Origin of the sequence: Actibacterium lipolyticum (assembly GCF_900184935.1) — a bacterium.
Classification (GTDB): domain Bacteria; phylum Pseudomonadota; class Alphaproteobacteria; order Rhodobacterales; family Rhodobacteraceae; genus Actibacterium_A; species Actibacterium_A lipolyticum.
In genome coordinates this window covers 1,181,993-1,195,793 of the sequence record NZ_FXYE01000002.1, presented here as the reverse complement: position 1 = coordinate 1,195,793, position 13,801 = coordinate 1,181,993, and the positions used below count along the sequence as shown (strand labels likewise).

The window sequence follows — 13,801 nt, the reverse complement described above, 5'->3', positions numbered from 1 at the left end:
TGGGAAGGCTTACGAACCGATATCTTCGAGCGCTTCAGCGATCGAAAGCATCATTTCATCCGCCGCCGTAGAGGCATCGATTTCACCGTAGGCAAACAGTTCCAGATTGTCCTGCATCGCAGAACGCACATCGGGGAACTCCATCATCGGGTGAATTGCCGGGCCTTCGGCGGCCAATACGCGGGCTTGCGCGTCGATCTGAACTTGCTTGATCGCGCCAGCATCCAAAAGTTGCGCGCGCGCCGAAGATGACGATGGAACACCACGGGTGGACCCCAACGCGGCAACGCCTTCGGGTTCGTTCAGCATGCAGTTGACGACCTGCGCCGCGGCCTCTTTGTTGGGAGAGTTGGCCGAGATCGAGAACACCATGGATGCCTTGCGGTAGATACCCGGTGTTTTCTGACCGTCCTGCGTAAGAAGGTCTACGTAGGCAAGCTCTTGGCCATCTTCCAACGGATCAGAGATTTTGAAATAGGTCGAATCCCACTGGTATGTTCCCGCGATTTTGCCCGAAGACCACGCCGGATTTTCATGCAGCGCCTTGATGCCGGTAGAGGCCACATCTTTCCACGGTTGAACCACATGGTTGTCGACCAGCGATTTGTAGAATTCAATCGCGTTGACCAGCTCGTCCTTATTCCAGGCCAGTTCGTTGGTGGCGGGGTCGATCAGCGGCTTGCCGGTGGCCTGCGTGCCGTAAAGGGTCATGATAAGCGCGGCGTCAAGTTTGGCGGCTTCAAACGGGAAGTAGTCGTCGCCCAGCTTTTCTTTGAAAACCGGCCCCGCGGCCAAAAGGTCATCCCAAGTTTTCGGAAGCGCCAAGCCAGCCTTGTCAAAGGTTGTCTTGTTGAAAACGAACAAGCGCCCAGTGGTCGAAATTGGCAGGCCGTTAAGCTTGCCATTCAACGAACCCGCTTGGATTTGCGCAGCATCCCAGTTTGACAAGTCGATGATGCCGGACAGTTCATTCAGGTCAGCCAAGCCGTTGCCATCTGCGGAATAGATCGACAGCCATGGCCAGTTCACCTGCATAATGTCCGCTTCGGTGCCGCCCGCGATTTGGGTGGTCAGCTTTTCGTAATGGCCCGACCAACCGGTGAATTCTGGGCTGATCGTGTGACCGTGTTTTGCGCCACATACCTTTAGCGCCTCTTGGGTTGCGGCATGTCGGCTGTCACCGCCCCACCAACTCATCCGCAGATCGGCAGCATTGGCCGCCCCGCTTAGCGCTGTTGTGGCAAGTACTATGCTTAAGAACTTAAGTTTCATTTCTTGGTCTCCTCCCTAATGGTGTCGTTCGCTTGTGGTGACAGCGATATGTTTTCTCCGCTTTCCACGTCGAACAGGTGAATGCGCGGGCCAAGAGGTCTCAGCCCGACGCTGTCCCCACGTTCGAGCGTTCGGTCAAACAGCTCTGAGGGGACCACGGCCACGAAAGTCGCAGAGCCAACAGAGGCGTGCAGATTGACTTCGTGTCCCATGAATTCGAGATTGGTAATTTCGCCGGTAAAGGCGTTTTCCGCACCGGTTTCGACGACTTCCAAATGCTGGGGCCGGATACCCAAGGTCACTGGCCCCGTGGTCCCGCCGATGCGCCCTTCCAGACCGTCTGTTAAGATGGATTGGCCATCGATCGTGATGCGCGCACTGCCGTCACGCGACACCATGGCGGGCACCAGATTCATTTCGGGCATCCCGATAAAGCCCGCGACAAAGGCGTTGGCTGGGCGTTCATACAGGGTCACCGGATCGGCGACCTGCATGATGTGACCGTCTTTCATAACGCAAATCCGGTCACCCATTGTCATTGCTTCGACCTGATCATGGGTCACGTAAACGACGGTGGCGGGGCGCCCTTCTTTGCGCAGCCGCTTGTGCAGGTCGGTGATCCGTACCCGCATGGATGCGCGCAGCTTTGCGTCAAGGTTCGACAAGGGTTCATCGAAAAGGAACACTTCGGGTTGCTTGATCAGTGCGCGCCCCAAGGCCACGCGCTGGGCTTGGCCGCCGGACAGCTCTTTGGGTAAGCGCTCCAGCAACTCCTCAATCTCAAGAATGCCAGAAACCTCTTGGGTGGAGCTTTCGATTTTGTCCGCCGCATAGCGTTTCAGCTTAAGCCCAAACGATAGGTTCCGGCGCACTTTCATGTGCGGGTACAAAGCGTAGTTCTGAAAGACCATGGCGATGCCGCGTTTGCCGGGCACCAGATCGTTGACCACTTGGTTCCCGATGCGCACTTCGCCGCGAGTTATGGTTTCTAGCCCCGCAATCATCCGCAACGTTGTGGATTTCGCGCAGCCCGACGGCCCGACAAGCACCATGAACTCGCCCTCGGCGACATCCAAGTTGATGCCGTGAACGGCCTTGTAACCGTTGCCATAAGTCTTTTCGATTGCTCTGAGTTGTAGTTCAGCCATCAGCCCTTCACCCCCCCGGTCGAGATGCCCTCGATGAAATATTTCTGCGCCAAGAAGAAAACGGTCAGCGACGGCGCAAGGGTCAGAACTGACATGGCTAGGATTTGGTTCCATGCGAACGCTTCGGTCGTGTCGATGCTAAGCTTTAGCGCCAGCGAGACTGGGTATTTTTCGACCGAAGAGATGTAGATGAGCGGCCCCAGAAAGTCGTTCATTGTCCACATGAACTGAAACAGACAGACCGAGATCAGCGCAGGCATCAGCATCGGTACGACAATGTAGATCAGCGTCTGCAACGTCGTCGCACCGTCAACACGCGCGGCTTCTTCCATGTCGCGCGGAATGGCGCGCAGGAACTGGATCACCATGAAGACAAAGAACGCATCCCCCGCCAAGGCGGAGGGCACCCAAAGCGGCAGGAAGCTATCCAACCAGCCGATATCGCGGAACAGCAGATATTGCGGGATGCGCGTCACGACATTCGGCAACAGAAGCGTCGCGATGACCGTGGCAAAAAGGATCTTCTTGCCCGGAAACTCAAATCTGGCAAAGCCATAGGCAACCAAGGTGCAGGACACGGCGGTGCCGATCACTTTGGGGATGATGATCCAGAGCGAGTTCAGAAAGAAATGCCCGAAGGTGTAGGGCGTCGAAGTCTTCCAGCCGTCGATATAGCCCTGAACAGTGGCCTCTTTCGGCCAGAACGAGGGGCTAGAGAACATCTCGGCGTTGGTCTTGAACGAGGCACCGATCATCCAGATCAGCGGATAGATCATCATCAAACCAACGACCGCCAGCACGGTGTATCGGAACGCCGCACTGATGCGTGTCTTGCGCCGCAGCTTCAATTCCAGCTCTGTCTTCGGCTCAAGCCCTGTGCCGATGTGTGATAGGTTATCCATGGCTCAGTTCCTTTTATCGCCGGCGTAATAGACCCACTTCTTCGAGGACCAGAACGCGATCAGGGTTAGCACCATGATGATGACGAAAAGGACCCAGGCGATGGCAGAGGCATAGCCCATGTCGAAACTCTTGAACGCTTCGTCATAGATATAGAGCGGCAGTAGGTAGGTTGATTTCAGAGGACCACCTTCGGTGATGATGTATGGCCCGTTAAATTCTTGGAACGCCTGCACGGTTTGCATGATCAAGTTGAAGAAGATCACAGGCGTAATCAGGGGCAGGGTGACATGGCGGAAGATCTGCCACGGTTTTGCCCCGTCAATCGAAGCCGCCTCGTAAAGTGATTTGTCCACGGATTGCAGCGCAGCCAGAAAGATCACCATCGCCGAGCCGAATTGCCAAACCCGAAGCAGGGTGATGGTGAACAACGCGTTGCCTGGCTCTCCGAACCAGTTAATTGGTTCAAATCCGAACAGGCCGATGATCATGTTAATCAGGCCGGTGTTGGCGAAGATGTACCGCCACAGAACCGCAATCGCGATTGAGCCACCCAAGATCGACGGCACGTAGTAGGCCGTGCGGAAAAACCCGATCCCTTTAATGCGGTAATTCAGGACTACCGCGATAAACAGCGCAAAGGCCAGCTTTAGCGGTACGGTCGTGCAGACGTAGATCAAGGTGACATTCAGCGACTTTTTGAACGTACGGTCGCGCGTGAACAGCTTTTCGTAGTTTTCGGTTCCGACCCATTTCGGGCTGGAAAGAAGATCGTAATCCGTAAAGCTTAGGTACAAGGACGCCACGAAGGGAAAGCCTGTGAATAACAGCAGGCCGATCACATAGGGGGCGACGTACCACAGGCCTTGATACTTGCTATCACCGCCCATTATGCGGCCCCTCGCAGTGCTTGGGGCAACCAATCTTCGGTCGCCTTAGTCATGTCTTCAAACAATTGTTTCACCTTCATTAAATGGCGCGACCAACGGGTCTGAATGATCGGCGATGGCGGCCGCCAAGTGGGGGTCGCAAGCCAAGTCCGACATCAGCGTCTGCGCCCATTTCAGGGAAACGCCACCGATATCGGCAATGCCTACCGAAATTGAATGTTCGGATTGATGCATGTTGTTACAACTTCCCCCCTCTTTGATCTGCTGAGTATCGACATCAAACCGGCCAAGAGGCGCATTCCCGGGCGCCTATCGGTCATATTCGACTCACTCGAAGCAAAATCTGTCTCCGAAAAGGAGGATACTTTATGCTGACACGGCTACGAATATCGGCTATCGCATAAAATAATGGATGAAATCGAACATTTTCCGCTAACACGCATTCCGATGCAGTCTTTGACGCTGCGCCTTGCGCGCTCTCCGATCAGGATGCGGCATGGGGCAAGCTGGAAAATCGACAAATTGAACCCGGTCCATGATCTGGTGATTTGTCTGACGGGCGGTGGCAGCTATATGATTGGCGACGATCCCGTCGATATCTCGCCGGGCGAAGCGTTGCTGATCCCCGCATACACGCGCTTTCGTGGGCGTCATAATGGCGGTGAAGAGCTTTACACCGGGATCGCGCAGCACTTTTCGCTAGAGCTGTTTAAGACGGGCGACATCATCAATCAGCTATCGCTTCGCAATAAGGTCCGGCTAAGCAATTGGGACGCATTGCGCCCGTTCATCGAACTTTACAGTGAAAACAGCCCGCGGACGGCCACCACCTTGCCGCAGCATCATCAGTTTATGGTGTTGCTGCTTGCCTATTTGCAAGATGCGTTCATCGGCTGGGACGAGGCCCCCGATACGCCAAAGCCGCAGGATCAGTTATCGCGGCAGATTATGTTGGTGGCCGCGCGTCTGTCATCGGACCCTCTTGGCGCCGGGGTCGATGAAACCTTGGCAGACATTCCCTACAACCTTGACTATTTTCGCCGCGCGTTTCGGGACCGCATCGGCCTTACGCCCCAGAAATTCCGAGAGTTGAAGCGGATGGAATTTGCGATCCACAGGTTGGACTCTGGGTTGACGGTCAAGCAGGTCGCGATTGAGCTTGGTTACAGCGACCCGTATTTTTTCAGCCGCCAATTCAAGCGCCACATCGGTGCCAGCCCATCCAGATACCGGGCGCGCAATGCGATGGATATGGATGCGGACTAAGCGCTATCGCGAACGACAAGCCGACCGCAGAATGTGCGATCCAGATCGCTTGTTTCCACGTTTTCCAAGACATCGACCAAATAGTTCGCCATGTCCGTTAGGGGCTGGCGATACGTTGTTAGCCGATAGTTGGGGCTTTCGGCTTGTGGCACATCGTCAAAGCCGATCACCGCGATATCGTTAGGCACGCGCAGGCCAAGGCGATGCCGAATTGCGTCGATCGTTCCAAGGGCAAGCGCGTCATTTTCGCATACGATGATGTCGGGCAGTTCGGCCTTTGGGCGCTCCGAAAGGGTGATGGTCACGGCGTCGGCCGCCAAATTCGCGTCATATGCCGGTACGCTAACCGACTCTGGGGTTGTGTTTAGGTGCTTTTGCCACAGTGCCAGAAACGTTTCTTTTCGCTTCAGATGGGCCGAGACAGTGCGCGGCCCCGCCAGATAAAGCGGCCGTTCATATCCGCGTTCCATCACGTATTGCGTTATTTCGCTGGTCGCCGCTTCGTCGTCGACGGCAATCGAAATTGTGTCCGGGTTTTCCGAGGTTCGCGCAAAGATGATAAGCTTTTTGAAGCGCCGGGCGGTGTGGGCTGCGCGCAGAACCTCGTCGTCGAACTGAATACCGATCAAGATCGTTGCATCAACGCGTCGTTGGCTGGCGTTGGCGATGGCCGGGGCGGCGTCGTCGCGGTTTAGCGTGTTAACCAGAAGGGTATCCCACCCACGGGATCGCAGGGCGCGGGTTAGGCGTTCAAGCATCACCAGCTTGTGTGGGTTCGCGAAATCATCGACCAACAGCGCGACAAGGTGCGAGCGATCCGAGGCCAATGCTGCCGCGCGCAGATCCGGCAGATAGCCCAGTTCGTTGGCCGCCTGCATCACCTTTTCACGCGTCTTCGGCGAAATGGACGCGTCTTTTTTGAAGGCGCGGTTAACCGTCCACCGGGAAACGTTTGCCGCCGCCGCCACGTCGTCGGCGGTTACGTTCGCAGGTAAAGCGTCTTTTTTCAATCTGTGCCACTCCGTCATCCAAAGGCCTACTTATGGTCAGTCGACAAGGATTTCTAGATATCTTGCCCAGAAGCCTCTTCTGCACTTTCAGTTCAGGTTAATGCAATTTTGCACGCGCGTGCACATTTTTTGTTGCACGCGCGTGCAAAATGACTATCCCATATTGGAAAGCGGCGAATGAGCCGCCAAAGATTCGGGGGGAATAGATGCTTAGAGTTGGTTTGCTTGGTGCTGGCCGCATTGGTCAGGTGCATGCTGTGAATATTGTGCGGAACGTCCGTTCGTCTCTTGCGGCGGTGTCGGATATTCATGCGTCTGCGGCAGAAGAGCTGGCCGCGAAATACGGTTGTGCGGCACGCAGTTCCGACGAAATTATCAATGACCCAGAAATCGACGCGATCTTGATCGCCACGTCCACCGACACGCATTCCGACCTGATCGAGGCTGCGACCGCGGCTGGCAAGGCAGTGCTTTGTGAAAAACCTGTCGATTTGTCTTTGGCGCGCGCCAAGGCCTGTTTGGCGGCATCAAAGGGCACGTCCAGCCCGGTCATGATCGGTTTTAACCGCCGTTTTGACCCAAGCTTTGCTTACCTGAAAGAGCAAAGCGTCAATGGCGAGATCGGAAAGTCAGAGCTGTTGTCCCTGACGTCGTTCGATCCGGCCCCGCCGCCTGTGTCTTATATCAAAGTGTCGGGCGGGCTGTTTCGGGACATGATGATCCATGACTTTGACATGGCGAATTTCCTGATGGGCGATCGCCCCGTCACCATCCGCGCCGTTGGCACGTCCCAAGTCGACCCCGCAATCGGCGAGGCGGGGGATGTGGATACCGCAGTGGTAACAATGACCTATTCGGACGGGCGCATTGCCGTCATCAAAAACAGCCGCCGTGCCGTTTATGGGTACGATCAGCGGATTGAGCTTCTTGGCTCTGACGGGCTGTTGCAGGCGAACAATATCTTGGAAAACACGGTGACCAAATCGACGACTGCCGGCGTCGTTTCAGGCAAGCCTGTCCACTTTTTCCTAGAGCGATACATGCCAGCCTACGCGGCCGAATGGGAAGCATTCGTAGAGGCGACGCTGTCAGGCGCGCCAGTGCCCGTATCGCTTGAAGATGGCATCGCCGCATTGGCGATGGCCGAGGCCGCGACTCTTTCGCTGCAAAGCGGGCAGACGGTCGACGTGGAATACTAAATTCCGGAATGCGGCTCGCGTTATGAAAAATCGCGGGCCTCACGGCCTGGTTGTTTTGCCAGGCTGAAAGAGCGGCAAGAGGAGTTGCCGCGTTCAAAAACCCTAAGGGAGGACTTTATAATGAATAAGCTTCTTGCAACTGTGGCGACGGTCGCCACTGTGGCTGCTGCTGTACCAGCCTTTGCGTCCGACATCATTGTCGTCGCGCATGGTCAAGCAAACGACCCGTTTTGGTCGGTTGTGAAAAATGGCGTAGAAAAAGCCGCTGAACACACTGGTGCTAACGTTGAATTCCGTTCGCCAGAAACATTTGACATGGTCGCGATGAGCCAGCTGATTGATGCGGCTGTAAACCAAGAACCCGATGGGTTGGTCGTGTCCATTCCTGACGCTGACGCGCTTGGGCCATCGATCGAACGCGCGGTTGCCGCAGGTATTCCTGTGATCTCGATGAACTCTGGCTCTGATGTTGCTGCTGGGCTGGGTGCGCTGCTGCACGTTGGTCAGTCTGAATATGATGCTGGCGAAGCAGCTGGCGCAAAGCTGGCCGCGATGGGCGGCACCAAAGGTATTTGCGTTAACCAAGAGGTCGGCAACGTTGCTCTTGATCTGCGTTGCGAAGGTTTTGCAAAGGGCTTCGGTCAGGAAGTCACTGTAATTCCAACCCAGAACGATCCTGCAGAAGTACAGTCCAAAGTGCGCGCTGCGCTAGAGTCTGACGAAGACATCGACACAGTGCTTGGCCTTGGCGCGTCGCTGGTGGGTGAGCCTGCGGTCGCTGCCGTCGAAGCAATGGGCCGCGACGATGTGCTGATCGCATCGTTCGATCTGTCCGCTGGTTTCTTGGAAGCCGTGTCTGAGGGCAAAGCAGCATTCGCGATTGACCAGCAGCAGTTCCTGCAGGGCTATTTGCCAGTCGTCTTCTTGGCGATGAACGCAGAATACGGTCTGATCCCAGGTGGCGACGTGCCGTCCGGGCCAAACCTTGTGACCCAAGAGGCCGCAGGTCAGGTGATTGAACTTTCTGCCCAAGGCATTCGCTAAATACTAATGACGGGCCGCGCCCTGTGCATGGCCCGTCACCTACATTCGGGAGGCTAGACAAATGGCAACTGATGCCAGCGTAGTTAAGGACGAACGGATCAAAGCCGAGTCCTTTGTTGCCAGACTTATGAAACGGCCTGAACTGGGTGCGATTGGCGGTGTGATCCTTGTGACCGTGTTTTTCATGATCACAGCCGATAGCGCGATGTTCACGCTTTCAGGCATCATGAACTTCATGACACCGGCTGCCCAGCTTGGAATCCTTGGTATCGCAGCGGCGATGCTGATGATCGGCGGCGAATTCGATCTTTCCATCGGTTCGATGGTTGCTTTTGCCGGGATGATCTTCGGCGTGCTGACGGTGAATGCCGGGCTGCCACTGATTGCCGCCATCCCACTTACGCTTGCTTTCGCGGCATCGATTGGCGCGGCAAACGGCATGATTGTTATTCGCACTGGTTTGCCGTCGTTCATCGTTACACTGGCAAGCCTGTTCATTTTGCGCGGTGTTTCATTGGTTGGGCTAAAGCTCTTTACTGATGGGTCAACACAGCTGCGCGGGGTTCGTGACGCCGTCGAAGGCGATTTCCTGACCCCAGTCTTTTCCGGCGAAGCGTTCGGCTTTGTCTTCCGCGCGCTGGCAGAAATGGGTCTTGTCGATACCTTCAAATCGGGCTTGCCAAAGGTTCCGGGCATTCCGGTGGAAATCATTTGGTTTATCCTGATCGCGTTGCTGGCCACTTATGTGTTGTTGCGGACGTCGGCGGGGAACTGGATCTTTGCCACGGGCGGTGACTCGAACGCTGCACAGAATTCTGGCGTGCCCGTGCGCCGTGTCAAAATCTCGCTCTTTATGGTGACGGCCATGGCCGCTGCGCTGGTTGCGATCATCACAGTGATTGACGCTGGTTCGACCGATGCGCGCCGTGGGTTCATGAAAGAGTTCGAAGCGATCATTACGGCCGTTATCGGCGGTTGCCTTCTTACCGGCGGCTATGGTTCGGCGATTGGCGCGTTCTTCGGTGCGATCATCTTCGGAATGGTAACCATCGGTCTGACCTATACGGATTTCGATCAGGATTGGTTCCAAGTCTTCTTGGGCGGCATGCTTTTGATCGCGGTGGTCTTCAACAATGTCATCCGCAAACGCGTGACGGGGGAGCGCTAATATGACCGATCCCATCATCCACATGGAAAACATCAAAAAGCACTTCGGCAACGTGATTGCGCTGAACGGTGTGACGTTTGATGTAACTCCGGGCGAATGCCACTGCCTTTTGGGCGACAACGGCGCGGGGAAGTCCACCTTCATCAAAACGATGTCCGGCGTTCACAAGCCGACAGCCGGGTCCATCAATTTTGAGGGTAAACCGCTTTCGTTCAACTCTCCGCGTGACGCGATGGAAGCAGGGATCGCGACGGTTTTCCAAGACCTTGCCATGATCCCGCTGATGAGCGTGACCCGAAACTTTTTCATGGGACGAGAGCCCACAAAAGGCCGCGGCGTTCTAAAGCGGTTTGATCTGGATACCGCCAACGAAATCTGCGTGGAAGAGATGCGCAAGATGGGCATTAATCTGCGCGGCCCTGACCAAGCGGTTGGAACGCTTTCGGGCGGTGAACGTCAGACCGTTGCGATTGCGCGTGCCGTATATTTCGGCGCTAAGGTTTTGATCTTGGATGAACCGACATCGGCCCTTGGTGTGCGCCAGACCTCTAACGTGTTGTCGACGATTGCCCGCGTGCGCGAGCAGGGCGTGGGTGTGGTGTTCATTTCGCATAACGTGCGCCATGCAATGGCTGTGGGGGACCGTTTTACGGTGTTGAACCGGGGTCAGACGCTGGGCACCGCCGTTAAAGGCAAGATCACCGCATCAGAGCTTCAGGATATGATGGCTGGCGGCCAAGAGTTGGCACAGCTTGAAGGCTCTCTTGGTGGTACGGTCTAACACGTCCACATGGCGGACGATGTCGCGGTGTGCCATCGCCCGTCAGTCAATCAAAAGACCTATCTGAAAGGGGTTTCGACATGAGCGCGAGACAATCCAAATCTCTTGGCGTGGCCCTGATTGGGTCGGGCTTTATGGGCAAATGCCACGCGATGGCGTGGAACAATGTTGCGACCGTCTTCGGTGGTGAACGTCCGCGCCTAGAGGTGTTCTGCGACGCCAGCCAAGATGCTGCCGATAGGTTCGCGGGGCCCTTCGGCTTTGCGCGCGCCACAAGCGATTGGCGTGCGGCCGTGTCCGACGAAAACGTTGATGTGGTGTCCATCACGACGCCCAACGGGTTGCACCGCGAAATGGCCGAGGCCGCGCTGAAGGCTGGCAAGCACGTGTGGCTTGAAAAGCCGATGGCGCTGACTCTGGCCGATGCAGAAGCAATGGCAGAATTGGCATCCAACTGCCCCGATCAAGTGACGCTTTTGGGGTACAACTATCTGCGCAGCCCGGCGTTTCAGGCTGCCAAGGCGATGCTGGATGCCGGTGAAATTGGCACGCTGCACAGTTTTCGCGGCGTATATGACGAAGACTATTCCGCCGACCCGAACCTCCCCTGGAGTTGGCGGATGACCCACGAGGGCGGCGGCCTAGGCGCATTGGGCGACTTGGGCTGCCACCTCGTGAGCCAGATGACCACGCTGATGGGGCCGGTTCAGGAACTGACGGCGATGACCCATGTGGCCGTGCCTCACCGGAATTCTCCGGACGGGCCAAAGGCGGTTGAAAACGAAGACAGTGCCATGGCGCTGATCCGTTTTGCGTCTGGCGCACAAGGCAGCTTTGCGACGTCGCGGGTGGCGCGTGGGCGCAAATGCCGACTGCAGTGGGAGATTCACGGCAGCGATGGCACCTTGGTGTTCGACCAGGAAAACCTGAACGAATTGTGGGTTCACCGCGCTGGGGACGACGGGTTTACCCGCCACCTGACCGGGCCAGATCAGCCCGATTTTGCGGCCTTCTGCCCCGCGCCGGGCCACAACATCGGCTTTAACGAGCAAAAGGTGATCGAAGCCCGTGATCTTGTCCGCGCGATAGAGGGTGGGGAGGCCGCAAAGCCGGGCTTTGCCGCCGGGCTGACCATTGAACGCATCATTCATGCAATGGCGACGTCGCAGGGACGTCCCGTGACGATCGGATAAGACATGACGGACAAGACTCTTGATGTAATCACCATTGGTCGTGCTGGCGTTGACCTTTACGGCGCGCAAGTTGGTGGGCGCCTGGAAGACATGGGAACGTTCGAAAAGTACATCGGGGGTAGCCCAACAAACATGGCCTGTGGCACCGCGCGTCTGGGGCTTAAGTCCGGTTTGATTTCGCGTGTCGGCGACGAACACATGGGCCGTTTCATCCGTGAAGAGCTTATTCGCCACGGTGTCGACGTAACCGGTGTGGCCACCGACACAGAGCGGCTGACGGCGCTGGTTCTTCTTGGCTTGCGCGACGAAGAGCGTTTTCCCCTGATCTTTTACCGCGAAAACTGCGCCGATATGGCGCTTTGCGAGGATGACATTGATCCCGCTTTTGTCGCCTCGGCGCGGTCAGTCGTGGCGACCGGCACGCACCTAAGCAATGTGCGCACCGAAGCGGCGGTTCTTAAGGCGTTGAAGATCGCCCGCGAAAACGGTCTGAAAACCGCGTTGGACATTGATTATCGCCCTAACCTGTGGGGCGTTGCTGGGCACAATGACGGCGAAAGCCGCTTTGTTGAAAGCGCGAAAGTCACCGAAAAGCTGCAAGAGAGCCTTCACTATTTTGATCTGATCGTTGGGACAGAGGAAGAATTCCACATCGCCGGTGGATCAACGGATACGGTCAAAGCCCTTCGTGCGGTGCGGCAGGTGTCGGGCGCAACACTGGTTTGCAAACGTGGCCCAATGGGCGCGGTTGCCTTCGAAGGGGACATTCCCGACAGCCTAGAGCACGGCGTATCCGGCCCCGGCTTCCCGATTGAGGTTTTCAACGTGCTGGGCGCAGGCGATGGGTTCATGTCAGGCCTGATTAAAGGCTGGCTGGATGGTGAGCCTTGGCCGACGGCCCTGAAATACGCCAATGCCTGCGGTGCATTCGCTGTCAGCCGCCATGGATGCACGCCCGCTTACCCCAGTTGGACAGAGCTTCAGTTCTTCTTTGACCGCGGAATCGTGCGCAAAGATCTGCGCAATGATGAAGAGCTTGAACAGATTCATTGGGCCACGAACCGGCATGGTGATTGGTCATCCGTTCGCACCTTTGCGTTTGATCACCGCCTGCAACTTGAAGAAATGGACGGGTACACCCCCGCCAAAGGGGCCGCTTTCAAAGAGCTGTGCCTAGATGCGGCATTGCAGGTTCAGGATGGCAAGCCAGGATATGGTATCTTGTGCGACAACCGCATCGGCAAATCCGCGCTTCACCGTGCTTCGGGGTCTGGGTTGTGGATTGGTCGGCCCGCAGAATGGCCCGGGTCTCGGCCGCTTTCGCTTGAGCCAGAGCTTGGGGAGGATTTCGGCGCGCTGAACGAATGGGCCCGCGAAAACGTCGTTAAGGTTTTGTGCTTTTGTCACCCCGATGATGACGAAACGCTTCGTGCAGACCAAGAGGCGACAGTGAAACGCCTGTTCGCATCGGCACGCCGCAATAAGCTTGAATTCTTGCTAGAGGTTATTCCGTCGAAGGTGGGGCCAGTCACCGCTGACACGACCGCCAAGTTGATTCAGCGTTTCTATGATATCGGGGTTTACCCCGACTGGTGGAAACTTGAACCGATGGCCGACGCTGCGGCGTGGTCAAACGCCGTGAACGCGATCGAAGCAAACGACCGCCACACACGCGGTATCGTTGTACTTGGCCTTGATGCGCCCGAAGCGGAACTTGCCCAAAGCTTCGAAGTCGCGGCCAGCTTTGATCTGGTCAAAGGCTTTGCAGTTGGGCGCACCATTTTTGGCGATGCGGCGCGCGCGTGGCTGAAAGGTAAGATGACCGACGAAGAAGCCGTTGCGCAGATGGCGACGCGTTATGCAGCCCTTTGTCAGGTCTGGGATGCGGCCCGTGCCAAGGCGTCGCAGCAAACGAACCAAGGGTGACGAA

13 protein-coding genes are annotated in these 13,801 nt (G+C 56.5%); 7 read left to right on the top strand and 6 right to left on the bottom strand.

The window, feature by feature from the left end:
• Positions 1 to 9: 9 nt before the first annotated feature.
• The 5 genes from COL8621_RS14510 to COL8621_RS19210 are packed head-to-tail and all read right to left on the bottom strand — an operon-like array spanning position 10 to position 4,444.
• Positions 10 to 1,272 carry an ABC transporter substrate-binding protein gene (locus tag COL8621_RS14510; RefSeq protein WP_093968026.1) on the bottom strand — a complete coding sequence of 421 codons (1,263 nt, stop codon included), beginning with the start codon at positions 1,270 to 1,272 and terminating at the stop codon, positions 10 to 12.
• Positions 1,269 to 2,420 (bottom strand): ABC transporter ATP-binding protein, encoded by a 1,152-nt coding sequence (locus COL8621_RS14505; protein WP_093968025.1) that lies wholly within the window; start codon positions 2,418 to 2,420, stop codon positions 1,269 to 1,271. The genes COL8621_RS14510 and COL8621_RS14505 overlap by 4 nt, the downstream gene beginning before the upstream one ends.
• Complete coding sequence (locus COL8621_RS14500; RefSeq protein ID WP_093968024.1) at positions 2,420 to 3,322, bottom strand: carbohydrate ABC transporter permease; 903 nt, start codon at positions 3,320 to 3,322, stop codon at positions 2,420 to 2,422. Before COL8621_RS14500 ends, COL8621_RS14505 begins: the two co-directional genes overlap by 1 nt.
• Before the next feature lie 3 nt (positions 3,323 to 3,325).
• Entirely contained in the window at positions 3,326 to 4,210 is an 885-nt protein-coding gene (locus tag COL8621_RS14495; protein ID WP_093968023.1) for a carbohydrate ABC transporter permease, read from the bottom strand.
• Between the two features lie 57 nt (positions 4,211 to 4,267).
• Positions 4,268 to 4,444 (bottom strand): hypothetical protein, encoded by a 177-nt coding sequence (locus COL8621_RS19210; protein WP_176438507.1) that lies wholly within the window; start codon positions 4,442 to 4,444, stop codon positions 4,268 to 4,270.
• Positions 4,445 to 4,618: 174 nt separating this feature from the next.
• Here COL8621_RS19210 and COL8621_RS14490 point away from each other — a divergent pair, with 174 nt between their 5' ends.
• The gene (locus COL8621_RS14490; RefSeq protein ID WP_093968022.1) at positions 4,619 to 5,476 is read left to right on the top strand and encodes a helix-turn-helix domain-containing protein; all 858 of its coding nucleotides are present in this window, start codon (positions 4,619 to 4,621) and stop codon (positions 5,474 to 5,476) included.
• Here the strand turns inward: COL8621_RS14490 and COL8621_RS14485 are convergent.
• Positions 5,473 to 6,486 (bottom strand): LacI family DNA-binding transcriptional regulator, encoded by a 1,014-nt coding sequence (locus COL8621_RS14485; protein ID WP_235823880.1) that lies wholly within the window; start codon positions 6,484 to 6,486, stop codon positions 5,473 to 5,475. The genes COL8621_RS14490 and COL8621_RS14485 overlap by 4 nt on opposite strands.
• Before the next feature lie 206 nt (positions 6,487 to 6,692).
• Between COL8621_RS14485 and iolG the strand changes: the two genes are divergently transcribed.
• The 6 genes from iolG (at position 6,693) to COL8621_RS14455 (ending at position 13,797) form a co-directional block, all read left to right on the top strand.
• On the top strand, positions 6,693 to 7,685 hold the full coding sequence (iolG, locus tag COL8621_RS14480; RefSeq protein WP_093968020.1) for an inositol 2-dehydrogenase: 993 nt from the start codon (positions 6,693 to 6,695) through the stop codon (positions 7,683 to 7,685).
• A 120-nt stretch (positions 7,686 to 7,805) separates the two neighbouring features.
• Positions 7,806 to 8,729: a sugar ABC transporter substrate-binding protein gene (locus COL8621_RS14475; RefSeq protein WP_093968019.1), complete on the top strand. Its 924-nt coding sequence runs from the start codon at positions 7,806 to 7,808 to the stop codon at positions 8,727 to 8,729.
• A 61-nt stretch (positions 8,730 to 8,790) separates the two neighbouring features.
• Positions 8,791 to 9,897 (top strand): ABC transporter permease, encoded by a 1,107-nt coding sequence (locus tag COL8621_RS14470; protein ID WP_093968018.1) that lies wholly within the window; start codon positions 8,791 to 8,793, stop codon positions 9,895 to 9,897.
• 1 nt (position 9,898) lies between these two features.
• The gene (locus tag COL8621_RS14465; protein ID WP_093968017.1) at positions 9,899 to 10,678 is read left to right on the top strand and encodes an ATP-binding cassette domain-containing protein; all 780 of its coding nucleotides are present in this window, start codon (positions 9,899 to 9,901) and stop codon (positions 10,676 to 10,678) included.
• Positions 10,679 to 10,758: 80 nt separating this feature from the next.
• A complete protein-coding gene (locus COL8621_RS14460) occupies positions 10,759 to 11,871 on the top strand; it encodes a Gfo/Idh/MocA family protein (RefSeq protein WP_093968016.1) in 1,113 nt (370 codons plus the stop codon).
• Between the two features lie 3 nt (positions 11,872 to 11,874).
• Positions 11,875 to 13,797 carry a bifunctional 5-dehydro-2-deoxygluconokinase/5-dehydro-2-deoxyphosphogluconate aldolase gene (locus COL8621_RS14455; RefSeq protein ID WP_093968015.1) on the top strand — a complete coding sequence of 641 codons (1,923 nt, stop codon included), beginning with the start codon at positions 11,875 to 11,877 and terminating at the stop codon, positions 13,795 to 13,797.
• The last annotated feature ends 4 nt before the right edge of the window (positions 13,798 to 13,801 follow it).